Source organism: Ancylomarina euxina, from assembly GCF_003863355.1.
GTDB lineage: Bacteria > Bacteroidota > Bacteroidia > Bacteroidales > Marinifilaceae > Ancylomarina > Ancylomarina euxinus.
This window is the reverse complement of the sequence record NZ_QQWG01000019.1, coordinates 48,330-73,721: the sequence shown is the minus strand read 5'-3', so window position 1 is coordinate 73,721 and position 25,392 is coordinate 48,330. Positions and strand designations below refer to the sequence as shown.

Here is a 25,392-nt window from a genome sequence, read left to right as displayed (position 1 = left end):
TTAATAACTCAAACTTTAAGACAAATTCTATTAATCGTCACGCTCAACATACTAGAAAATCCAAAACCTTTTAGGACTGGGATGTATTCAATCATCTGCTAAACTCAAACAGCCAAATCACAGGCTAAACCTTCCGTTTCTCACAAGGGATGGTAAAAAAGAAGCTTGTGCCCTTTCCTATTTCACTCTCGCACCAAATAGCGCCAAAGTTTTTCTGGACAAATTCGTGACAAAGAATCAGCCCAAGACCTGTGCCTTTTTCTCCTGATGTTCCAAGAGTTTTGTACTTCACATCAATACGGAAAAGTTTTTCCATATTCTCAGGAGAAATACCCACACCCTGGTCCCTGACTTCAACTTCCAGAAATTTTTCTTCTCGTCTAACATTCAGCTCAACAACTTTGCCTGAATCAGTGAATTTAACCGCATTATTAATCAGATTACGCAAAACCGTATTAATCATCTGTCGATCTGCGTAGGCTGTATAACTTTCTTTCACATTTGTTCTCAACACGACACCCTTCTTTTCAGCTGGGATACGATGTAAGTTGATATTTTCTTCAACCTGTAGAGATAAATCGAACTCAGTTGGCGTATAGTCAATAGCACCTCTTTGAGATTTGGACCAGGTGAGCAGATTTTCCAGTAAATTATAGATCAGTTCTGCTGAATAGTGAATGCGTTTCAAAGCAATCAGCCTATCCTCCTCATCCAGATGCCTGTAGTTCTCATCCATAAGCTGACTCAATGAATATAAACTCGCAAAAGGATTCTTAAGGTCGTGAGCAAGTATGGAAAAAAACTTATCCTTAGTTGCATTTAGTTCGTTCAATTCCTCCTTTTGCTGACGCAAGCGCTGCTCAGCCTCCTTCCGTTCGGTAATGTGTCGTGAAACTATCGTTATGCCTGTAAGCAGGCCCTGAGCATTCCGACGGGGACTTACCTTTGCATTAAACCAACACATGCCTTGCTGATTGACACAATAATCAAATTCTTGAATGGTATCACTCTTTTGTAACTGCTCAAAGGCCACTTGCAATTCCTCCACAACCAAAGGAGGAAAGCCCACCTGTTTATAATGCTTATTTAGAAAAAAGTCTGGATTCTCATAGAGTGGATCTTTATTCCCCGGGTTATAAAATTCCTGAAATACACCATCACGATCGAGCACAAAGACCAAATCGTTGAGAGATGAAATGGTTGACTTCAATTTCTCTTCACTTTCTTCTACTCTCTCCTTTTGCAAGGCTATTTCAGTCGTACGTTCCCGAATTCCTTGTTCAAGCATACGTTTTTCTCGTTTCAGATTCCTAACCCTCCACCTGAAGATTCCATAAATTAATAAAAACCCAAAAAGAATATAAGCAACATAGGCATAGATACTAAACCACCAAGGCGGAAGAATCCTAATCTCAATCTTAGTAGGAACCTCATTCCAGATACCATCGTTATTTGTACCTTTTACAAGGAAAGTATAATGCCCACTTGGCAAATTCGTAAAGTGAACAAAATGACGATTCCCCACCTCTATCCACTCATCACTTAAGCCTTCCATTTTATAGGCGTAACGATTTTTAAAGGGTTGGGTATAATCCAGCGAAGCATAAGCAATTGTAAAGGAATAGTCTTTATAGGAAAGCTCTAACTTATCGGTATACACATTGAGTTTTTCCTTTTGTGCGCCTCTTTCTTTATCAAATGAGGTAATTACAACAGGAGGAATAAAGGTATTATCTTGAAGTGAATCCGGGTGAAAAGCAATCAAACCATCCATTCCTCCAAAAAACACTTGCCCCTTTTCATCTTGATAAACGGCTTTTAAATTGAATTCCCCACCCTGTAAACCTTCATTGATAGAATAGGATTTAATTTCATTACTTTTCATATCAAACATAGCTAAACCACTCCCTGTTGAAAGCCAAAGATTTTGATTTTTATCCTTAATAATATCGTAGATAATATTACTGGGTAAGCCATCTTTCATAGAGTAATAGGAAAACAAAGAATCCTTTTTATGAAAGCGATTGACTCCTGTGCTGGTGCCAATCCAAATATCACCATGATGATCCTCGCAAAGGGAAATGGTGAAATTATCACAAAGGGTATTAGACTGTCCATCTTGATGTGAGTAATGCAACATTTTATTCTCATGAGGGATATAACAATCCATACCATCCAATGTTGCAATCCAAACAAGTCCTTCACTATCCTCCATTATAGAATAAACCAGATTACTACTAATCGTATAAGGTTCCTCTGTCCCCGAACGGTAAAAAAACCTTTCTTTCGTCTTAGGATTAAAAGTTATGATCCCATTCCCCGTTCCAATCCATATTTTACCATCTGTATTCTCGGTAATGCAATAAACCCGGTTATTTGCGAAGAAATCTGTTGCATCCAAGCCAAAGTAGGTGTTAAAAGGAATAAAAATTTGCCTAAGAGGATTAAAGAGGCTAACCCCATTTCGAGTTCCCATCCAAATTCTTGATTCACTATCTTCGAAGAGAACATGAATATGGTTGTTTGAGATGTTTCTATCACCCTCAAATTCGAAAGAATAATGTAACATTTCTTTAGATTGGGGATTGTAGATATTCAAGCCTTTAGCCCAATTTCCTACCCAGAGACGTTTATCCTTATCGATATAAATAGATCCAATGATATTATCCAATAAATCTAGTGAATTTGGATCGTCAGTTTTCTTATAATTTCGAAACTTCTTCGTTTTCAGATCTGCTCTATCAAGACCCGCAATTGTACCTATCCATAAATTCTTAGATTTATCTTCAAATAGAGAATATACAATATCATGGCCAATGTAATTGATATTATTGGGGCCACTACGGTATTGCTTTATATCAAAATGACCACTTTCCCAACTCCAATCCATACGATTCAGTCCACCTTCCTCAGTTCCTATCCAATACACGCCATTGCTATCCTGCAGAATTGAACGGATATAATTGTTGCTTAAAGCCTCTCCTTCTTCATTATCAAAGCGCTTGAATGTCTTCGTTTTTTGATTATAGAAATTAAGCCCCTCTTCAGTTCCTATTATAATATTACCTGACAGATCCTCATAAAGAGCCGTAATATGGTTATTTGAAATAGAATTGGGGTTTGATTCATCATGATGATAATTGGTGAAATTTTTCTTATTAGGATCGAAAATACTCAAACCGTCTGAGGATCCTATCCATATCATTCCCGAGCGAGATTTGAGTAATGGAAAACCAATATCATGCAGAGCCCCATCATATTGCAGATTATTCGTGAAGCTCTCCAAGCTGTCCGTTAAATAATTGTATCTGGATAGAATCGGAGGTAAACTGATATAAACAAACTGATCATCAGCCACAGTTCCGTAAACAAACTTATCAGGAACAATAAAGTCATTCAATTTATGAGGTATAAGAGTAAACTCACCTGTGGTCTTATCATAGCGATTCAAACCCTCTTTCGTTCCCAGCCAAATATTTCCCTTAGCATCTTCTGTAATATCAAAAATCCAGTTATTCGAAAGCGAGGTACTATCTGTTGGATCGTAAAAAAAATTCTCAAAACTATAACCATCAAATTTATTTAAACCATTCTGAGTGGCAAACCACAGATAGCCTTCTGAATCCTGAAAAATAGATTTGATTTCGCTTTGAGAGATACCTTCTTCAACTCCATAATGCTTAAAAGTCATCAATTGAGCCTTAATATTTGAAGCAAAGCCGAAGAACAAGAAACAGTTAAGTAATACGATCAGGATTCGAAAATTCATATGCCATTTTAGAGTGAATAATTAAGCATTAGTAATTTACATCTTTTTTCTGATTCTTTATTCATACAAAAAATGGTGTCTAGTGTTGATTAAGTCAATCTTATGATCCGCCAATGACTCATAAGTCGTCCATTCTGCTTCAAAACAGGCAGCTTCATTTGCATTAGCGAAAAACTTAATGAAGACTTAGTTGCGTTTTATACTGTCAAGAGACTTAAGTCGCTTTCTGATATTTTGAATGTCCAGAGAAACAGGATGGCTTGATTTTGTTTGCGCATTTTGGTTTTCAATATACATAACCATAATATAATCTCCCCCAAAATTAAACACACCTATAAGTAATGTCGCGTTTTCTTCTTTATGTGCATTCATGAAAATGGACAAATCCTCATCCTCAGAATTGAAGACGTAGCGCTCATTGATATATGAAAAAAGATCATTAGAGTAGGTAGCGAGCACATCTACAAGAGTACACATTAAGACATCATTTGCATCAAAAAGATAGACAAGCCTTGTAGCTTGATCAGAATAGTCAAGGTACTCAACAACAGAATTGCTAGATGAATTATCAGACTCTCCTGCTATTTCAATAAGATCGCTGCGTGTCATGCCCCAGTCTAAAATAGGATCAGGGTAAAGATTAAACCTACCCTTTACTTCTACAGGGATTTCCACAACACGATCATTACTAGTAAGCTCAATAAATGTTTCACCAACCTTTCCTGCTCTAACCAGTCCATTAACCGACACAGTGGCCTGATAATCGTTTGCCGATCTAAAGACCATATTATATCCCGAAATGGCACTTATTTGTACACGTTCATTGGGATATAAAGAAATCTCTTTGGTTTTAAGTGATAATTCTACTTGTTCGCCTTCACCACAGGAAAAACATAGTGAAGCAATAAGGGCAATGAATAAAATCTTTTTCATAATGTTTAAATTTGATTGATTAAGCCTATTATTCATACTATTTGTAATAAATTACCATGGGTTAACCCATTATTTAATTGAACAGGGGCACCCCTATCTTCCTTTATAAGAATATCACAGCCGTTATGTGGGTTGCCTCCCAGACTTGCCATGGTAGAAATCTCATTTGTAGTAGGATCATAGCTCATTACAGCTCCCTTGCTCTTATCCCCTCTATTTAATTCAGTTTTATTCTTCCACAATCCAATATTAAGAGAAGTCTTAAAAAAAAAGCTTATTAGAATAATGCACACAAGCATTCTAATAAGCCTCCAACTTCTTTCCACAAAATTCAACACAAAACACCAATCAACTTTCAAGAAGATAGTAATCACTAATATCCTTCAATTAAAGATAAGAATAACTTATCTATAAACAAAGAATAAAAGTTAAACAACATTTGAATGACTCTCATTTTTCTTTTAGATAAAATATCTAATCACATAAAGTCATAATAAAAATGAGTCCTAGCTTAAAAACCCATTAAAACCTATTGTTTTATTAAAAACTGTAATATCGCAAGCACGGTTTGTCTTATTTTTAATAAAAGCTAATTCGAATTAAAATCGTTTAATCAAATTGAAATACAGTCTTGTGTAAGTCTTCGATTTTTCGAAGCTACCTTCATAATTAGCAGAAAAAGACAATTTCTTATGAATTCGCCACGATAAGTTAAACTCTGCAATATGCTGAAGCAAGCTATTGTTGTTGTAACTATAGTCATAATCAACATAGCTATATTTAATATCTGCAAATAACTTGGCAGGTATGATATCACGAGAGAGTCTCAGTCTGTAGATTTGTCCTTTCAGGTAACTACTTCGCAATTGAGTATTCGAAACAATTAGTAAAAGTCTGATATGATTAAAGCACATTTTGAACATACGCTACCTCCTAGTTTATCTTTGAAGTTAAGGAAAATTCACATGACTCTCAATACATGAAACCAGCACCTCAATTCATTAAAAAAGGTGCAGCCTTTCGACCACACCATATTCCTTTATTTATCAAACATGGATCAACGCTCCAGAACTTCAACCGTCTTTTCAATTTCGGCTTGTGTTACTTTGTCAATAATCCCTTTCATTTTCCTAATTGTTTCAGCAAACTTTTCGCCTTCAGCCGCACTGACCCATGCCAGTTGCAAACGCTCTTTGTTTATGCCGATCTTATCCAATTTTTTCCACAAGCGTTCTACCCTCTTTTTAGTTTGGTAATTGGCGTCGATATAATGGCAGTCGTTCAAATGGCAGCCTGCGACCAATACAGCTGCTACACCTCTTTTAAAAGCACGCAGTACAAAATCTTCAGATACCCGACCACTGCACATGGTTCTTATTATCCTCACATTTGGTGGATATTGTATTCGGCTTACCCCCGCAAAGTCGGCTCCTGCATAAGAACACCAATTGCAACAGAATGCGACGATTTTTTCATGGGCGTTTTCCTGGGTAAGCGCATCGATTTGGGCATAAATCTGTTCATCGGTAAAATGCTGCATGGTTATTGCTCCCTTGGGGCACTCTGCTCCACAGGTACCACAACCCGCACAGGCAGCCTCAATGGTTTCAGCTGGTACTTTGTTTTTAACATCAACCTGAATGGCATGGTATGGGCAGACCTTTGCACAACGGCCGCAACTGTTGCATAAGTCAGGATCAATTTTGGATGTGATGGCTTCAACTCTGATTTTACCTGCATTCATTAAGATACCAGCCCGTGAAGCAGCTGCGCTTGCCTGGGTCACACTATCCTTTATATCTTTTGGTCCTTCGGCACAACCAGCAAAGAAAACGCCTTGTGTTGGGGCATCAACCGGTTTTAACTTTGGGTGCGATTCCATAAAGAAACCATCCTTTGTTCTGGATAAGGTTAATAGGCGCTGAATCACATCGCTATCTTTAGTTGGCTGTATACCAACAGACAAGACTACCAAATCAAATTCATGCTCCATTATCTCTCCGGTATTGGTATTTTCAGCCACCACCACCAGATTGTTATTCATAGGGTTCTCAATAATCTCGGCAGGCAATCCTCTGAAATACTTCACTCCCTCATCCCGAGATCGTTGATATAAATCTTCAAAACCTTTCCCATAGGCTCTAATATCAAGATAAAATATCTCAATATCAGTATTCGGCCAGTGCTCTTTTATCAACAACGAATCCTTTATGGTATTCATACAGCAAACATTACTGCAATATGGATTTCCCCTCGTTGTACATCTTGATCCAACACATTGAACAAAGGCGACTTTTTTAGGAATTTCCTTGTCACTTGGTCTGATTAAATGTCCACCACTTGGACCTCCTGCATTGATAAGCCTTTCAAATTCAAGACTAGTAATAACGTTTTCGAATCTTCGGTAACCATACTCCGTATATTCTGTAGGATCGTAAACATCGATTCCCGTTGCTACAATAATGGTTCCCACTTCCAATTCAAGAATCTCATCTTGCATATCGAAATTGATGGCTTGTTTTTCGCATTTTTCAACACATTTATTGCAGGCAATAGGTACATCTCCCAAACAATCATCCATATTAATAATATAGGCTGAAGGAACAGCCTGGGCAAAAGGTGTATAAATCGCTTTTCGGATTGCTAATCCCACATCAAACTCGTTGGGACGTACAACCGGACAAACTTCTGTACAATCTCCACAAGCAGTACATTCTTTCTCATTAACATAGCGGGCTTTTTTAAGCACTTTCACATTAAAATTACCCACATAGCCAGTCACATCCTGAACAAGACTGTTGGTAAGTATTGTGATATTGGGATGTCTTCCTGCTTCACTCATTTTAGGGGCCAGGATACAAATTGAACAATCCATGGTTGGAAATGTCTTGTCAATTTGAGCCATTTTACCGCCAATACTGGGTTCTTTCTCCACAAGATAAACCTGATAATTTTGATCGGCCAGATCAAGTGCTGATTGAATACCAGCTACACCTCCTCCTATGATCAATGCTCTCTTGGTTACGGGAACCTCAGCTTCTATTTGTGGCTGAAGCAAACGTGCCCTTGCCACAGCCATCTTCACAAGGTCTTTAGCCTTTTCTGTCGCGTTCTTTTTATCATGTAGATGGACCCAACTACAATGATCCCTAATATTTGCCATTTCGAACAAATAGGGATTCAACCCGGCTTCGGCACAAGTGTTTCTAAATGTCGGTTCGTGCAATCTGGGTGTACAGGATGCCACAACAATTCTATTAAGCTTATGCTCTTTTATGTCTTGTTTGATCTGTTCCTGACCTGGATCGGAACAGGTATATTTATTGTCAACAGAAACAACTACGTCCTGTAAAGTATTCGCATATTCTGCCACAGCTACACAATCAACTGAACCTGCAATATTTAGTCCGCAATGACAAACGTATACCCCAATTCTAAGCTCTTCTTTTTGATTTGTTTCCATCACATATGAGATCAAATAATTTAACCTGTTCTATTATGCCTTTCTTTTCTCAATCAGATACTGATCCATTCCATCCACAGCCCTTCCCGCTGCCATAATAGCCTCGGCAACACTAGCTGAGCCCCAAATGACATCGCCTCCTGCAAAAACCCCTTTCATACTGGTTTCCATGCTTAAAGGATTTATAGAAATGGTACCATTTTTATTTAGCTTTACTTCGTCCGGTAAGTATCCCAAATCTGGTTTTTCACCAATAGCCACAACAGCCATATCGGCATTAATTATAAAGTTGGATGCTTTTATAGGAACCGGCCTTCTCCTGCCCGATAAATCAGGATGTCCCAACTCCATTTTAATGCATTCTATGCCCCTAAGTTTTTCGTCTCCAATAAACCTGAGTGGTGAAACCTGATAATGAATTTTCACGCCATGCTCCTCAACCTCTCTTAATTCATTAATATCGGCAGGAATCTCATCTTTCGATCGCCTGTATAAAACACAAACCTCTTTAGCTCCATATCTAAGGGCTGATGTCGCAATTTCCATTGCCGTATTTCCTCCACCAATCACCACAAACTTATTTTTCACAGCCTTAAGTATCCCACTCTTACTCGCTTCAAGAAATTCAAGAGAAGTCATCACCTGTGGCAGGTTCTCACCTTCAATATTTAAATGCAAGCAGCGATGCGCACCCGAAGCAATAAATACGGATTGGAATCCATCTTCAAAAAGGGTATTAAATAAAATATCTTTTCCGATTCGAACATTCGTTTTTATTTCAATGCCCAAACTCTTTACTAAATCAATATTCTGGTCAACAATTTCAGATTCCAAACGGAATTCAGGAATAGTTAACTGAAACATACCGCCAGCTTTTTGCCGCGATTCAAAAACTGTAACCTGATAGCCTTTCCTCCTGAGTTCACAGGCAGCAAACAATCCGGCTGGTCCTGAACCAATAATGGCAATTTTTTCTCGGGTCGAAGGAATTTGCTCCAGTTTATATTCACTGGCACTCTTTTCAAACAAGCTATCCAGCTCCACTTTCCCAAGGTGAATTTTTTCCGGATGGTAACACACTCTAAAAAAAAGCTTGTAGAAAGGTATCCTCCCATGTAAATCATCAATAAGCACTCTAAGGTTTCCCATTCCATTTTGCTTAAGAGCAATTCTTCGCAGCTTGAGAAAAACCTCAGGCAATTCGATTCCCTGTGGACATTTATTATGGCATTTATAACAAGAAGCACAAAACCAAATCTCTTTGGATGCCAGTGCCTCCTCAGGATTTTCTACTAGTTTATCTAACACTTTGTGTGGGTTATATTGTTCCGGGAATAAATAGACCATGGGACATCCACCACTACATTTACCACAAGCAAGACAGGTAAAAGCCTGCTTGATCAAGTCCTGCAATTCACCATTGCCCTGATTTTCATATTTAAATTCAGCTTTTGACATCGCTTTGCAGTTTTACTAATTTTCTTCCATATTCAAACCCCTTTTGAAATGCCATTAAGTTCAGCTCCTCACTTCCTTTGGGAATGCTTGTTTTAATGGCTTCCTCCAATGACCGTTTAGTCACAACTGCCATGATGGCTGCAAAAAAACCAAGCATAATAATATTAGCCACAATCTTTTTACCCAAGTCTTCAGCCATTCGTGTTGCAGGAATGGCATAGGCTCTTACCGATTTATCAATTTCAATATTGTTTTCAACCATATCATCATCATACAATAGGCTGCCATTTTCAATCAGAGCAGGACTAAATTTCAGATAGGCTTCTTTTGACATCACGATCAATACATTGGGATACAAAACCTCAGGATAATCGATTTCCTCATCCGATACTATAAGCTTAGCACTACAAGCTCCTCCACGCGATTCAGGGCCGTAACTCTGGGTAAGGGTTGCATTTTTTTTATCATATAAAGCTGCAGCTTTTCCAATAATATAGCCAGCAAGAATAATCCCCTGCCCTCCAAAACCGCCTAGTTTTATTTCTGTCTGTCCCATCTCAGTGTTTAGTCTGGTGTTTGTAATTTTGGCTGATTATCCAGAAAGGTTGGTTTATCAATATCAATAAACTTCCCAACAATAATTTTTCCGTTCAGATTTAAATCCGCTTCATTCGGGTCTATCCCATGCTTTATCACACTGTTTTCCTGATAATATTTCATTTCATCGAGTCCTTCTCCAAGCTTATTCCTACGTCCAAAACTGACCGGACATGGGGAGATGATTTCAATAAAGGTAAATCCCTTCTTGGCAAAAGTCTCTTTTATGGAATTTGTTAAACGTCGAACATGCAAACTGGTCCATCTGGCAACATACACAGCACCACTGGCCGCTGCCATTTGCACCAAATTAAAGGGGTGCTCGTAATTACCATATGGCGAGGTCGTTGTTTTGGCTCCCAAAGGGGTGGTACAACCAAATTGCCCACCTGTCATCCCATAGTTAAAGTTGTTGACGCATATTATTTTAAGGTCAATATTTCTTCTGGCAGCATGGATAAAATGATTTCCTCCAATAGCAAAGAGATCGCCATCACCACTAAAGACCGTTACCGTAAGTTCAGGATTGGCTAATTTCAGACCCGTTGCAAAAGGGATTGCCCTACCATGTGTCGTGTGATAGGAATCAATATTGGTATAGCCAGGCACCCTTCCTGTGCAGCCAATTCCAGATACAATCACATTTTTATCCGGATCGAGTCCCGATTGATTGAGTGCCTCCAGAAAACAGGTGAAGTTTGTGCCCAAACCACAACCTGGACACCATATATGTGGCATTCTATCGGCTCTAATCAGCCTATCCATTGGGTGAACTTCATTATGATTCATAATCTCCTGTTTTTAATGACCTCTAAAATTTCATCAGGTGTATGAATAAGAGCCAATTTCGAAATTAGAATAACTTCACAGTTTCCTTTTGCACATCGCTCTATTTCCCTCACAATTTGCCCCTTATTAATTTCGGGTACAATAATCGTTTTCGCCTGCTTAGCCAGTTTTAGTATTTCTGCCTCAGGAAATGGCCAAACCGTTCTGAGTCTTAATAAACCGGCTTTAATTCCTTGTTCACGTGCCTTTTTAATTGCCAATACAGCCGAACGTGCCGGAGATCCATAAGCTACAACCACAACTTCGGCATCAGAGAGTTCCCGTTCTTCGACTTCAACTATATCCGCTTTATTTAATAAGATTTTATTGCAGAGGCGTGTTATCAGTTTTTCATGAGCCTCAGCAGTCATATCAGGGTATCCCTGTTCATTATGGGTCAATCCGGTTGTAATCACTTTATATCCATCCCCAGCATTTGCCATGGGCGGTACTAAACTGCCATTTGTTTCGTACATGATATACTCATTGGAAGGAACCTGTGGTTTTTTTCGGTATAATCTTATTATTTCCTCCTTTGGGGGGATAACAACTTTTTCAGTCATATGACCGACCACCTCATCAGCCATAATTAATACGGGGATACGGTACTTCTCAGATAAATTAAAGGCTCTGATTGCAAAATCAAACATTTCTTGTGGACTCCAAGGGCAAAGGGCAATCATTTCGTAATCGCCATGTGACCCCCATCTGGCCTGCATCATATCCTGTTGCCCAACCATAGTAGGTAAACCCGTGCTGGGTCCGCCTCTTTGAATATTCACCACAACACATGGTATTTCCATCATGATACCAAGTCCAATATTTTCCATCATCAAACTAAAGCCTGGTCCTGAAGTTGATGTCATCGCTTTTACCCCGGCGCTGGAAGCACCCAAAATAGCATTCATCGAAGCTAGCTCGTCTTCCATTTGAATATAGACACCGCCAACTTCAGGCAGCCTCCTCGACATGGTTTCAGCAATCTCAGTTGCCGGCGTAATGGGATAACCTGCAAAAAAACGACAGCCACAGGCCAATGCACCTTCTGCACATGCTTCATCTCCATTTAAAAAATGTTCTCCTGTTCGTATGGCTGGATCATGGCTCATCTTCATCGGTATTTAAGTTGTTTTCTTCGGTAATATAGATCGCAAATTCAGGACAAATAAGCTCACACAATTTACAGGCAACACAATTGTCCTGCTTTGAGACACAGGGGGGATGATAACCCTTGGCATTAAATTCTTCAGAAATTGCCAGAACATTATTGGGGCAGAATTCGATGCAAAAATTACAAGCTTTACAGCGATCTTTAATAATATTTACCTGCCCCTTTTGAATCACTTGTTTATCAATATCCAGAGGCGTTCTCCAATAGTCAGGTTCCCGTATATCTTGATCTTTAATATTTTGTTTTTGTTTCCTCATATGAGTCCCTCCTAACAAATTACATTATCTATCAATTTACTGAATTTCAAGCTAAAAACATACTAATCTGGCATCAAAAAACAAGAGCTATACACACGAAATAACACTTGGGACTTAAAAAAAACGAAAGCTGTCTTTTATCAGAAATTTCTGATGGTAAACTACAATAAGAATCACGCTATCGGACAGATAATGAACAAGCTCTTCGCATCAAGTCTACTTCTTCTATTATTCAAAAAAAGCGAAACCTCAATGGTTTCGCTTTTGTTATTCTTTTAGGAATGGTTTCTGTTAATTCATAATATATTTTTCGACCACCTCTGCAACCCCATGATTATTATTGGAAGCCACAATAACATCAGCACGATCACGCAGTTCAGGAGTCACATTATCCACCCAAACGCCCAAACCAGCATATTCAACCATTGTTAAATCGTTGCCCGCATTGCCTACTGCGATAATCTCCTCGCGGCTAATGCCTAGCTTCTGCGCCAAACGAGCAATGCTTGCCGCCTTATCAATCCCGTGAGGCATAACCTCCAAAAAGAAAGGTTTCGAAAGGGCTACACTCTCATTGGGTTTCTCTTTCTTCAATTTGGCTTCAACTGTTTTTAAGTATTCTGGCTCCTGTAAAAGGAGGCATTTTACAGCTGACTCGGTTACAGCAGTTTTAAAGCACTTCACTTTATTAAACTTCATCTGAGTGAGCTCAATCTCTACATCGATATATTCCGAGCAGGATTCACTGATGATGCTATCCGAAGTATAGGTGATGATATCCACATTATTCGCCATACTAAAATCATGCAAACTGTGAATTTGCTCTTTGGAAAGGCTTTGCTCAAAAATATTTGCCTGCTTAGTCAGATCCGTGATAACCGCCCCATTGTAAGAGATGATATATGAGCCATACTTTTTCAAATCAAGCTGCTCGGCATATTGAAGCATTGCAGGCGTTGGACGTCCTGATGCCAAAACAACATAAACACCTTGCTCCTGTGCTTTCATCAGCATCTCTTTATTTCTATCTGATATGCTGTGATCATCACGCAAAAGCGTGTCATCAAGATCAAGCACTAGCATTTTATATTTCATCTATATCCAATTTATTTTTAATGGTCACAAAAGCTGATCCCATCATCACCTTTATAAGTCTGTGAGATTAAGCTTTCTTCAAAGCTTTAAGCTTTTATTTTCAGCCTGCGAAAGTATAACAATTATCGACTTCTCCCAAAAACGTAGATGAATATGAGAGGTTTTATACATCTGAATTAAAAGCAATGCTCAAAACTTTGAGTAAGTCATGATTATTTTACGAAGCTTAGTCTATAAAGTAGGTGTTTGATTGAATAAGAAATGTTCTAAAACTAAAAAAATCACAACTGATGCTTTGACTTTCTTTTAACTGATCTCTCGTATAGAAGTATTTATATCGGATATTAGTTTATTATTTTCAAATCATTTAGGCTATCAAGAATAAGCATATGCAGATTGATTAATCCCATGATAAAGTCTTTATCACCCACTTTCCTTTGAATAACAGACAACCATTCAGCTTTTTGAGTTTCAGAATTGGTTTTATAGGCAACAGAATAGATATTGTTCTCTAAAAAGGCCTCTTGAATCTCTTTTGTTAATAATCTTTTAAGAAGATCTGGCTTAGAACTTTTGATCAAGTAACGCTTGTCAAAGTCATAGGAATCGATTTCAATTTCAGGTTCTCCAAATTTCTTAAGAATCCTTTCAATAAAATCCTCCCAGCTAAGAAGCAAATCAAAATCCAATCTTGATTTAAAATCCATTTGAAACTTCATAGGTCTGGTATCTGAAACAGAAATATGGATGATCCATTTTTTATATGGGATCGTTATTTGATGAATCTCTAGCTCACAACCTGAATTGAATTTGATCTTAAATTCCCCATGATACAATTTGGCAATCTCTTTCCACATATCACGTTTGGGGTAATTGTCTGTATAACAATAAGATGGAGATTGTAAAATCTGTTTAAGCAAACTCTCTTCTTTTTCTTCTTTCATATCTAAAGCTTATTGGTTCTGAAATATATTCTAACGGATTCTGTACTCAACCAATATAATAAAGAAGCACCTAAGGCTGCTTCTACAATCAAAACAAACTGGAGTAAAGGGCCTTATACAAATATACCAAACAGGTTAAGTAGTGATAGAATTGATGCGGTTATCACAAGGATTCTAGCCCAATTGGTTTCTTTATGAAACTTATACAAGTACCAATACGTAAATACAATCAACAGGCACAAACGTATATTCAACTGTTTTTATTTCTTCATTGCTTGTAATAAATAGGTATCCCGTTAGGTTCTGTAAGCCCATTAAGTAAGTAAGTCAAAGTATCAAGGTGCTTGAGTTTCTATATTTCGTCCATTAATAAATTATTAAAAGTTATCTACTTTATATCTGAACTTCCATTTTTAGGATGATATCCGCTGGTGTCTTTTCACTTTAAGATTCTGGACTCATGAGACACATTTCAATTGTATTCGATCTAAAACCCAAAGCCTCATAAAAAGCAATCGTGTTTTTATTTTCACAAGAAACGTTAAGCTTAACATCATTACAATCATTCTTTTTAAACCACATCATATGATCAAGCATAAGTGACTTACCTATTCCACACCCACGGTATTCTTCAATAACATGTAGGGTTTGCACTTCCCCACACATCTCATTCCGCACTGAAATACAATAAGCTACAGACTCATCACTCAAGACATCTTCTACAAGTGTCATCTTAATTCTATCTTTATCCAGACCAGCAAATCCAATCATTCTATCTTCAAATATCAGTTCTTTATAAAGATTTCCGAATGATTTTGAAATTTGTTGATGGTAATCTCTGTTTCGTTCCCAAAGTTCTTTGATAAGCAAAATTTCTTTAAATGTAATATCTCTATATACTAACATTTTTTTCATCCTTATTATCTATTAAGCTTAATTGTATAGACCCTATAATTTTAAACCTTATTCAATTTATAAATGCTTATGCTTCACATTTCCAGACAAAGATGCCGCCTCAAGTTGAAGAAATGTTTCTTGACCAAACTCCACTTGCATAAAAAGTTTAAAACTCACTAAATCGTTTATTAAGTCGCGATCAGACCAATACTTTTCATCAATGAGTATGGTAATCTGATAGGCATCACTTATCTTTTCTAATTTGACAATATTGCCATAGTCTTGATCAAAAAAGCCCAAATTCACCAATTGTTCAGACAGTTTGTCAAGGGATTCTATTGATACTTCAGCTTGTTCATAATAGAGTTCGTTCCCATTCACATCAATATAATTACATTCGTAATAGGGCTGACTTAAAGCCAACAGGAAGATAATTCCCACATTCAATACCATCCCTAGAACTGTCGCCCCGGCAACTGTCCAGTTCGATCCCTTATCGGCTCCATTTTCAAATGCTTGAGTCACATCCTTGTGCAACAAGAACCTATAAACGATAGCTGCAATAAGAGCATAAAAAGCCGTAAATACAAGATTGGGTATCTTATCCATTATTGCTTCAGGAACCTGCATTAAACCATAAAAGAAAATGACTGTAAAAAGAAGCGTGAATAGAATGGTAAAGTAAGCTGATCGGGCTTTACCCATAACCATATAGTTTTTACAAATTAATAGACCCGATGGTATCGGACCACCCAAAAAGGTTGATGTATTAATCTGTTTCTCAGTAAAAAGTTTTCGTTCCATTTATGATTAAATTCAAAGATAATTTAGAGCTGAATGTGTCATCACATTTTATTGGCTCCATCGTTTATCACGATTATTATTTCGATAGTTGCCCCTTTGATTTGTCAATCACTCTAACTTGTACTGAATCGTTAACAACATGAGTCACATCATTATTACAGTTGGAAAAATAGATATAGGAAGCACCATCCTTAAAACGATACATTTTACAACCGTCATGCTCAAATAAATATTCTATCTCATAGGTCTTATTGTTCTCTGGTGCAGCTGCCGAGATTGGCTTCTGTACCATGCAAGAAGTCAAATTAAATGAGACAATGATAAAAAATAAACTTTTGGCTAATGTTTTCATAATTTTCTATTTAGTTTTTAATAGTCTGGTTGAGATTTCTTACAAATTAGCACTCAACATCAAACGAATTGTTCACTCTTAATTCTTTTTACCTAGCTGCTCCTCAATCCAAACCGACATATCATTCAAAACCTCTTCTGAGATGGTTTCTTCAATGGCCTCAACCTCGTCGATATAACCGGTTTCACAATGCTGAAAGAAATGATTGAGATTTGGGTAAGTTTTGATTTTGTAATTGGTTTTTCCACAAGCATCAAAAATTCGTTTAAAACCCAATGTGTTTAAATCTGCTAATACCTGAGTATCCTTTTCTCCGTTCAGAACTAAAAAAGGTGCTTTCACTTTCGGTAGAAATTCATCAGGCTGATAAGCTATAAAGTATCTAAACCAGGGGATCATCATCATCTTATAACGAGCTAAAATGGGTTTTGTGTCAAGGGTTTGAAAACCATCTACGGTCTTCATTCCAAAATATTCTTTGACGGACGCGTCCTGACCTTCCAACCAGGGACCAATTATTGCCTGACTAATACTTACCTCGGCCAATCGATCATCTTCTTGATGGATGATGATATTCATGGCTCTCTTTTCAAAAGAGACAATACTATCGACTGATTTAGTGGGCAATGTTCTGACTAATGCCGTCTTTATTTGAGAGCTCATCAATCTATTTCCCGAAACTCCTACACCAGCCAAGGATACGATAAAGGCCAAATCATTTCGTTTTGAACCTATAATTGAAGCAATCAAGCCACCTTCGCTGTGTCCAATCAGACCAATTTTCTGCTGATCAATGTCGCTTCTACTCTGCAGGTATTTAATACCCGCAACAACATCCAAGGCAAAATCATAGGATGTCGCTTTCTTCAATGATTCCATACCCGTTGTAGCTCCTACACCTCTATCGTCTACTCGCAATACGGCAATCCCTTGTCGAGTCAGATAATCAGCGATAACCAAAAAGGGCTTATGCCCCATGATACTTTCATCTCTATCTTGCTGTCCACTGCCTGAAATCAGAATCGCAACCGGATGATTATTGCCTTTTTCTGGAAGCGTTAAGGTCCCAGTAATACGAATACTTTTATCATGATTGAAATAGGAAACTTCCTCTTGCTTATAGGGCAAAGGCAGCTTGGGGCTTTGCGGTCTTTTACTTTCGATCTTTCTTCTCAGGATCAAAGGAAAGCTTTTACCCGATTGCAGCCAATTACCAACAAGAAGGGTATCGGCTTGCTTCACCCCAACAAATTGAGCTTGCAACATCCCCGTATAGGAAACACGAATACTATCGCCAATCACCTGACATTCTGATGAGGGATAATCCACAACTCCCTGAACAGGGACCCCAAGCAAACACGTATCCTGATTGAATTTAAAAACCAACTTCAGTTCGAAGCCTTGAACCAATAAAGCGCCTTCCCATTTTGTGGAACCATTATCTGCCCACACTTTTGAAGAACCTGCTAAACATAGCATGATAAAAACCAAGAAAATATATTTTTTCATTTTAATAAGGATAGTTTAATATTCAATTTAGGATGCAAGCAACTTTTCAATAATCACAAAACTTAAAGAAATCATATTTATAAAGGCATGAAGAAATGTGGTCATCCAGAAACTCGATTCTTTTCTCTTCTCAAATATCACGAAACTTAATGCCAAAATGACTCCAATCGGTACAACCATAATAGCATATCCAATAGAGTAGTTTATGTGCAATAAGGAAAATAAAATAACCGAAACTGCTATTCCAACCCTATTAGCGTTCCTTTTTAATAGTTTTTGAAATAAAACAATTGGAATATATTGAGAAAGAAATGTTTCAACGATGGGAGCAAATATTATTCCCAGAAAAACCAATTCGACGACACCCTTTAAATCAAAGTCTACTCCGCCTATTTCATCCATACTAAATAGATATAATATAGGAACAATCCATAATTTAGACAGAAATGCTACGAATCCTGTAATGAGGATAAACTTATAAGGATTGAGTTTCGTCCAACTTATATACACTCTTTTAAATCGATACATAGTCAAGATCATTTAGATGATTCTTAAATTCTCTTTTAGATTAATCTAAGGATTTCAATAATTTAATAAATTGATGTCCGTTTCCCATTTGCATACCGCCCTTTTCATCGTCTTCATAGGGTATGCCTCCCTCAACAAATCTTAAAATGCCTTTACTATCTATAAACAAATTCAAGGGATAGGATTGAATACCCAACTCATCTATAAAGGCTCTGGCATTAACTAAATGCTTAAACTCGAATGCATGTTTCTTTAGGAATAGGTTGACATCCTTTTTCGTCTCGTATGTAATCGATATAAAATTATACTCAGACTTATACGTCTCAAAAATTTGATTTAGAATGGGCATTTCATCGATACATGGCGCACAGCCCTTGAACCAGAAATTTATTAAAGTCGGTTTTCCTTTAAGACTTTCGGAACGAATCATTTCTCCATTTATAGAACTTAAGTTGAATTTTAAAAATTCCTTTCCTTTGAGATCAGCAAGTAAACTATTTTTGAATTTATCCGTCGTTTTCTTGTCTGTTATATCAAAGCTTATTTTATGGATGATAGAATCACCCTTTCTCTCCGTTTCCTTAATCTTAATATTTACAAACATTTCTTTATCCAGTACCTCAGAATATTTTGTTTTCAGATTCGTACTTATTTTATCAAGATCAGCTTGCAAAAGCCTATTCTTACCATCCGTCGTATAATACTCTGTCTGTGCATAAACACCTGTAGTTAATGTTAACAATAGAATAATAATTAAATATTTCATAATTCTTGTTTTATAATCTCTCTATTTGATTAGACAGGCTTATTATTATTAATAGCATTTTACATCCATCCAAATTTATGAAAATTAGAAAGCAAACAATATATTCATACAAATTAAAGTAAAAAGCGGATATAAAATAGAATATATCTATATAGTTGAAGGACACAAAAGCATACCAAAAAAGCGAAGCCTATTGGGCTTCGCTTAAGCGATAATGATATTAACCTGAAACAATTTCTATTTATTTAAAGCCAAATCGAATCTGGCTTTATCGAATTGATATATTTTAATCAATTGGGTTTCGTTATAATTTTCTTTAATAAAATTCTTAAGGTTTATAAACTCCGTCGCTTCAGAACCAGCACTCTTGGAATAATAAAGCCCCTCAGTGAAATAGACGGCATGAATGAGCTTACCAGCTTGACTCGAAAAAGTAAGCAAAGCATTATCCGGCATTTTTGTTTTAAAATTCTGTTTGGAAAGTGTGTTAAAGGCCTTTACTTCTATAAAGTAGTGATTCAGAATCTGACTGAAGGTCTCCAAGCCAATTAAGGTTCGTTTGTTAAACACGGCTTGTTGAGCCAAGCCATTTCGAGCCAAACAATGCTCTAGAGCAGAAGAAAAACAATTTTGCCCCCAAGTCTTTAAATCTTTGATATAGTTTTTACGCTCAGTCAGACTAAATGAGCGTTTTTCGCCTCCCTTTTCCGTGCTCTTAAAATCATACTTAAGATGCTCGTTCTGAACAACAACTTTTAAGGTATCACTCAACCATAAAGTATGAACTACCGTATTATTTTCATTGACCTCAAGTGTATCGAGCACTCTTCCTACAATTCTCTCTTCGAGTATCGATTCATACTGACAATAGCCCCCATTAGAAAGAGCTAATAAGAAAGAAAACATTATAGGCTTATAAAGTCGTCTCATACTAGTCGTTTTTAGGTATTTAGCTTCTCTTTGGTCATGTTAAGCAAAAATTAAATTTTTGCATTAAGAGATTAATTCATAATTCTTTTCTCTATTTCCATACTGAAGATAAACAAAATAATAGAAAAAAACATATACAAAGCGTGTATAGACTAGAGCTCTTTCAATTTCAAATTAGCATGAGTTAGCTATGACTCGAATATGTCAAACCAATTTTAGCCTTTACCTGATCGATTACTGCCATTAGATCTAAACTGAGTGTATGTGGTAGTTTTGGACTTTCAATCATTTTGTTTCTCAAACAGCGGTTGACCTCTTCAATTTCGTAGATATAACCATGCCCCTGATACTTTAAGTCGAATACCTCTTTCAACTCATCGTCCTGATACAAAGATATTTTCTTGCTATGATGAAATCTGCTATGCATCTTGATATAACCCTTACTCCCATAAATATGAGCAGTGGTTGGTGTGTCAGCTTCTACTGACGATTCCAAAATGGCTTTCTCACCATTCTCATAGCCGAAGAGCATGGAACAATAAGAATCAACTCCTGTTTTGGTTATACGGGCTATCGCATTCAGATGCGTAGGGATACCGAGAGTAATCAGACTTAAATAAATGGGATAGATACCTATATCCATTAGGGAGCCACCGCCCATACATTTATTAAAGACCCGGCTCTCAGGATCGAAATCGGCCTTGAAACCAAAATCAGCTTGCAGGTATTGAAGATCACCAATCGACTTCTTTTGAAGCAACTCGATTAATTTCTCTGTGGCGGGTATAAAACGGGTCCACAAACCTTCCATTAGAAACAGGTTTCTCAATCTAGCTTCTTTTATCATAGCTCTCACCTGATGAGAGTCCAAGCCTATAGGCTTCTCACATAATACAGACTTATTATTCTTCAGGCAAAGCATGGTATTTTCAAAATGAAAGCTATGTGGTGTTGCAATATAAATCACATCAATCGCTTCATCCTTTGCCATCTCTTCATAAGAATCGTAATGCTTTTGTGAATGGAACTTCTCTTCAAAGGCTATGGCCTTTTCTTGGTTTCTCGAAGCCACAGCATAAAGTTCAGCCTCATTAGATAACTGGAGATCACTGGCAAACTTGTTTGCAATTTTGCCTAAGCCCATTATTCCCCAACGTATTTTCTTTTTCATAAGGCTTTAATGCTTTTACCAACTCATTCAACAATCCAATATTTGTTTCTTAATCAACTAAAATAGTATAAATCCCTGTTTCAGCACTCAAGCTAAAGTCTGTATTACCGATTTCAATTTCATTGTATCTCGTAAAGGAGCAACAGTCTTCACTTAATCTTTTAGCATCTACATACAGATCGAATATATTCTCGGAGCCTATATTGATTCTGTAATTGACAATTTCCGTTTGCCAGCCAATCGTGTTTATTTCAATTAAATTGATGTCATTTTCCTCTATAAAGGCAAATTCAATAGAATGGTCTGAGGCATCTAAAACTTCTATATCATCTGAATCGAAAGTTCTATTCGTAAATAGGTTTTCTCCTGTGTCACTATCGACCAATTCGAATACAAAATAGTTTGGAGGCGTAAAACAGGCTCCACATTCTTCTTCATAACAACAAGAGCTTAACGAGAAAAGGGTAAGCATAAAAAAAGGGATCAATAATTTTTTCATAACTATTTCTATTTTAATAATGAGTCGTGCATATCCTTCTCTTGAATATGCATCGACAATTTTATTGGTTCTCTTCTATCCTATCGTTTTTATTAAACAGGCTTATAATAATAAGACTAAAGCCCGCGCCAAACAAAACTCCTGGAATAAATCTTTCATAATGTTGACTTATTAAATCGTAACCAAGTCCCTCTAAAACACCTATGGTTATTGCAGACACAATCAATAAACCGGCTAAAATAATTTTATTTCTTTTACTCATAGTTCTAATATTTAAGTGATATTAATTAGTTCTGTTCTAACATATTTTTTCTTTTCTTAAAATATTTCCAAGAAAGAGACCTATTCCTGAGCCCAATAAAGCACCCGAAAGAAAATCGACGAATTCTCCATCAAGGAGCTCCTTGTAATTCATTTTTAATACTTCTACCAACAATGCTGATCCAATAAAAACTGCTGAAACAATGAGAGCTTTTCTTTTAGTCATAGCTGGTTTATGGTTTAATTCTCAATTTTAGTAAGCATTCTGATATTCACCTTTAACCGCCTCAAACAGCTAAGTATTGATATTTTTTTGTAGCAGTAGTTTATTCTACATTTATCTGTACGTTATGCTCTTTAGCTTTTGCTTTAACTAAATCCAGTTTGTTTTCTTCCTTTAGTTGTACATACATTATTTCAAATAGTTTTGTGCTATCCTTTATGTAATCTGAATGGGTATCGGCATAAATACTGTGGGCAATAAACAAATGATCTAAGGCCTTACTATAATCCGAATTCCTGAAGCGTATTTTTGCTGAGCCAAAGTAGCCTTCGGCTTCATTTGGATATAAAAACATCAATTGATTATAGCATTCCAATGCTTTATTATTATCCATTAAAAATGTATATGACACCGCAATATTTAATAGAGCAACATCACCTTCGGGAAAGATACTTAGCGACTGCTTGTAATATTTTATCGCTTTCTTAAAATTCATTTGTCTGCGATATGCTACGGCTAAATGATCAATGGCATAAACAAAGGATTTATCCAGCTTAATAGCCGATTTAAATGCTTTTATTGCCTTCTTATAATTTTGTGATTTCAAAAAATCGTTACCTGCATCAAAATGAAGGTTTGCTTTTTCATTATCTGAAAATTTATAAAATTCAGTTCTCTTCTTTTCCACTAAAAATCGTCTGACAGGGTAACAAGCAGATGGCATCACCTCGAAAGTTTCTTTTAAAAGCTGTCGAATACCCGTAACTGTACAAATTATTTTTTTCTCCTCGGCTGTTCCTTCAGTCATGACTCTCGCGAGGGCGTGAGTTATACTATTTCGAATAATACTATCATTCAAAACCTTTACTTTCTGAATAGAATCCAGTTGCTCACAGGCATTATAGGCAATTTTTTCTCGCAAGTTCTGTGCCTTTAAACAAGCTGATGTAAGAAGAAAAAGAATGAGTAACGTATAAGTTCTTATCATTTGTATCGATATAATTTGAATGGATTAGTTATTATTAATCTCTCTGACTTCATAAGAGACGATAAAGTAATGAGGTGAAGAGCTTAGAATCCTATCGGTCCCTTTTTCATTTTCTTCTAATAAAAGAGAGCCGCAGATTATTTCAGAACCATCCCGTTCCCATGATGAGGCATATACCAATAGGGGAATTTTTTTATTGAGTTCCCATTTTGTGTTAGCATAGGCTTTCAAACTATAATATTGCTCTTCATTCTTCAGCTTAAATGTGATCTTCCTTTTAAGATCATAACTCAAGGTCTTGATATGCAACAAAAGGCTCTCATCACTCTCCTTCGAGAATATCTTAATCTGCTTGATGTAGTCAATAAAGTAGCGCTCGTCATTCTCTTTATAATAAGTGGTTTCATTGTCACCCCTAAAAATAATATCGGTAGTAAGCCGTTTTGAATCCACATATTCATCCAAGCTGATCGTCAGCTTATAGGTCTTATCAAAATCCCCCAAGTCGAATATATTTATTCTCACACCAGCAACTTCCAGAGCCTGGATCAGATCCAACTTCGTCAGTTTCTCCGGCATATACTCACAATAATCATCATTCCTCTCCAATTGAGATCTCCTATCAGGCTCATACACTTGTGACATAGTACCAATTGCGAATATGCTAATGAAACAAAAAATTAAGAGTGTTTTTTTCATCGTTTATAATATTATCAAACTAAACTTAGTTGTTTACGATTATTAATTTCGAAGCTGTTTCTAAGTCATAAATTTATCTTTTCAACAAGTTCTATTTTAATAGGCTTGCTGGAGTTTTTTAGATGAATGATTTGTGATATTAAATGACTCACCCAGGCCTTTTTATTATGTACACTTAAACTGAAAATCCCTTACACGAACCTACATCGAACCTTGACCGAACCTAGACCGAAGGATCACTGGAGGCAAAAACGCACATGAACATTGTAATTATTGATAAATTCGAATTCATTTTTAAATATGATTAGCAGTACCTCTATCATAAAATTCATAGATTAAATAATGAGAGCAATTCGATGAGGAATTTCATTATTTAAATTGAGGCTTAAATCTGTATACAGTATTCGAAAAATCCCTAGTTCAAAATCAAAAATACCTGATTACTATTTCACTCTTATTCTTTATTCTAATCTCATAGTTTAATATTACGTTGCCTTTGCATAACAGCAGCTACAAACCGGTCTTTCAACCACTTAACTTACACTGCCATTAAATTTATCAATTGCATTTACTCACACATACAAATAAAATAAAGGCAAACATTGTAATTCAAGCCTACCAAATTTATGAAAAACAACTAGAAAACAATAAATTAAACCATAGTAAAGCAACTAACATACATAAAATATAATAGATCTATATAATTATGAATAGTTATATGGGATAATAAAAGAAGCGTATGCACTACCCCGTCTTGCTTCGCAAGCCACCCCTCCTCGTTAAGGAGGGGAAACTGTTAGTATAGAATAAACTTGGAGTTGCAATAAAAAAGCTGTGGCTCTTCCACCACAGCTTAGTCCTGCTCTTTTTATAAACATTCAACCACGAAGACATAAGTCAACCCCATGCCCCATTTGTTATTTTATCTGCTAATAATAAATTTCTTGCTATCAATTATTCTATTGTCAATAATCAGTGTTTAAACGTAACAGTCTTCTGTAAGTGAATTTGACGAAAGCATAACATGACCTTCACCTTTATAATTAATATTAAACTTATTAATAAGCTTTCCATTTATACTTCTTAATTGAATAAATGCTTCTTGGGACTCTTCTGGAATGTGATACTTGATAACCGTATTATCGCTCCATGGATTTGGTACATTCTGATATAATTTTGCACTATTTGTTGATTTCGTTTCAATACTTGTAGTAGTACAACATGCTGGCTTCTAAAAAAGAATCGAAAGC

General features: G+C 36.6%; 24 protein-coding genes. All 24 read right to left on the bottom strand.

Features of this window, described 5'->3' with window-relative positions:
• Positions 1–124 precede the first annotated feature (124 nt).
• Complete coding sequence (locus tag DWB61_RS14985; RefSeq protein ID WP_125031730.1) at positions 125–3,769, bottom strand: sensor histidine kinase; 3,645 nt, start codon at positions 3,767–3,769, stop codon at positions 125–127.
• Positions 3,770–3,955: 186 nt separating this feature from the next.
• Entirely contained in the window at positions 3,956–4,702 is a 747-nt protein-coding gene (locus tag DWB61_RS14980) for an SH3 domain-containing protein (protein WP_125031729.1), read from the bottom strand.
• Between the two features lie 599 nt (positions 4,703–5,301).
• Positions 5,302–5,625: a hypothetical protein gene (locus DWB61_RS14975; protein ID WP_125031728.1), complete on the bottom strand. Its 324-nt coding sequence runs from the start codon at positions 5,623–5,625 to the stop codon at positions 5,302–5,304.
• A gap of 134 nt (positions 5,626–5,759) precedes the next feature.
• Complete coding sequence (gene hdrA2 / locus DWB61_RS14970) at positions 5,760–8,165, bottom strand: CoB-CoM heterodisulfide reductase HdrA2 (protein WP_125031727.1); 2,406 nt, start codon at positions 8,163–8,165, stop codon at positions 5,760–5,762.
• Between the two features lie 33 nt (positions 8,166–8,198).
• Positions 8,199–9,623: an FAD-dependent oxidoreductase gene (locus DWB61_RS14965; RefSeq protein WP_125031726.1), complete on the bottom strand. Its 1,425-nt coding sequence runs from the start codon at positions 9,621–9,623 to the stop codon at positions 8,199–8,201.
• On the bottom strand, positions 9,610–10,179 hold the full coding sequence (locus tag DWB61_RS14960; protein ID WP_125031725.1) for a 2-oxoacid:acceptor oxidoreductase family protein: 570 nt from the start codon (positions 10,177–10,179) through the stop codon (positions 9,610–9,612). Before DWB61_RS14960 ends, DWB61_RS14965 begins: the two co-directional genes overlap by 14 nt.
• An 8-nt stretch (positions 10,180–10,187) precedes the next feature.
• A complete protein-coding gene (locus tag DWB61_RS14955; protein ID WP_125031724.1) occupies positions 10,188–11,009 on the bottom strand; it encodes a thiamine pyrophosphate-dependent enzyme in 822 nt (273 codons plus the stop codon).
• Complete coding sequence (locus DWB61_RS14950; RefSeq protein WP_125031723.1) at positions 11,006–12,157, bottom strand: 2-oxoacid:acceptor oxidoreductase subunit alpha; 1,152 nt, start codon at positions 12,155–12,157, stop codon at positions 11,006–11,008. The genes DWB61_RS14955 and DWB61_RS14950 overlap by 4 nt, the downstream gene beginning before the upstream one ends.
• The gene (locus DWB61_RS14945; protein WP_125031722.1) at positions 12,147–12,476 is read right to left on the bottom strand and encodes a 4Fe-4S dicluster domain-containing protein; all 330 of its coding nucleotides are present in this window, start codon (positions 12,474–12,476) and stop codon (positions 12,147–12,149) included. Before DWB61_RS14945 ends, DWB61_RS14950 begins: the two co-directional genes overlap by 11 nt.
• A gap of 291 nt (positions 12,477–12,767) precedes the next feature.
• The gene (locus DWB61_RS14940) at positions 12,768–13,571 is read right to left on the bottom strand and encodes a Cof-type HAD-IIB family hydrolase (RefSeq protein ID WP_125031721.1); all 804 of its coding nucleotides are present in this window, start codon (positions 13,569–13,571) and stop codon (positions 12,768–12,770) included.
• Between the two features lie 344 nt (positions 13,572–13,915).
• On the bottom strand, positions 13,916–14,515 hold the full coding sequence (locus DWB61_RS14935; protein WP_125031720.1) for a ubiquitin family protein: 600 nt from the start codon (positions 14,513–14,515) through the stop codon (positions 13,916–13,918).
• Between the two features lie 444 nt (positions 14,516–14,959).
• On the bottom strand, positions 14,960–15,430 hold the full coding sequence (locus DWB61_RS14930; protein ID WP_125031719.1) for a GNAT family N-acetyltransferase: 471 nt from the start codon (positions 15,428–15,430) through the stop codon (positions 14,960–14,962).
• A 57-nt stretch (positions 15,431–15,487) separates the two neighbouring features.
• The gene (locus tag DWB61_RS14925; protein ID WP_125031718.1) at positions 15,488–16,216 is read right to left on the bottom strand and encodes a hypothetical protein; all 729 of its coding nucleotides are present in this window, start codon (positions 16,214–16,216) and stop codon (positions 15,488–15,490) included.
• Positions 16,217–16,292: 76 nt separating this feature from the next.
• On the bottom strand, positions 16,293–16,568 hold the full coding sequence (locus tag DWB61_RS14920) for a DUF4884 domain-containing protein (RefSeq protein WP_125031717.1): 276 nt from the start codon (positions 16,566–16,568) through the stop codon (positions 16,293–16,295).
• 78 nt (positions 16,569–16,646) lie between these two features.
• A complete protein-coding gene (locus DWB61_RS14915; protein ID WP_125031716.1) occupies positions 16,647–18,077 on the bottom strand; it encodes an alpha/beta hydrolase family protein in 1,431 nt (476 codons plus the stop codon).
• Positions 18,078–18,104: 27 nt separating this feature from the next.
• Complete coding sequence (locus DWB61_RS14910) at positions 18,105–18,605, bottom strand: CPBP family intramembrane glutamic endopeptidase (RefSeq protein WP_158614441.1); 501 nt, start codon at positions 18,603–18,605, stop codon at positions 18,105–18,107.
• A 40-nt stretch (positions 18,606–18,645) separates the two neighbouring features.
• Positions 18,646–19,371, bottom strand: a complete 726-nt coding sequence (locus DWB61_RS14905) for a TlpA family protein disulfide reductase (protein ID WP_125031714.1) — start codon at positions 19,369–19,371, stop codon at positions 18,646–18,648.
• A 237-nt stretch (positions 19,372–19,608) separates the two neighbouring features.
• Complete coding sequence (locus tag DWB61_RS14900; RefSeq protein WP_125031713.1) at positions 19,609–20,301, bottom strand: hypothetical protein; 693 nt, start codon at positions 20,299–20,301, stop codon at positions 19,609–19,611.
• 184 nt (positions 20,302–20,485) lie between these two features.
• Positions 20,486–21,472, bottom strand: coding sequence for a Gfo/Idh/MocA family protein (locus DWB61_RS14895; protein WP_125031712.1), 987 nt, complete (start codon positions 21,470–21,472; stop codon positions 20,486–20,488).
• A 49-nt stretch (positions 21,473–21,521) separates the two neighbouring features.
• Complete coding sequence (locus DWB61_RS14890) at positions 21,522–21,971, bottom strand: hypothetical protein (RefSeq protein ID WP_125031711.1); 450 nt, start codon at positions 21,969–21,971, stop codon at positions 21,522–21,524.
• Positions 21,972–22,032: 61 nt separating this feature from the next.
• Positions 22,033–22,233, bottom strand: coding sequence for a hypothetical protein (locus DWB61_RS14885; protein ID WP_125031710.1), 201 nt, complete (start codon positions 22,231–22,233; stop codon positions 22,033–22,035).
• Between the two features lie 36 nt (positions 22,234–22,269).
• Positions 22,270–22,458, bottom strand: coding sequence for a hypothetical protein (locus DWB61_RS14880; RefSeq protein WP_125031709.1), 189 nt, complete (start codon positions 22,456–22,458; stop codon positions 22,270–22,272).
• A gap of 100 nt (positions 22,459–22,558) precedes the next feature.
• Entirely contained in the window at positions 22,559–23,377 is an 819-nt protein-coding gene (locus tag DWB61_RS14875; protein ID WP_158614440.1) for a tetratricopeptide repeat protein, read from the bottom strand.
• Positions 23,378–23,467: 90 nt separating this feature from the next.
• Positions 23,468–24,142: a DUF5041 domain-containing protein gene (locus DWB61_RS14870; RefSeq protein ID WP_125031707.1), complete on the bottom strand. Its 675-nt coding sequence runs from the start codon at positions 24,140–24,142 to the stop codon at positions 23,468–23,470.
• Positions 24,143–25,392: the final 1,250 nt, after the last annotated feature.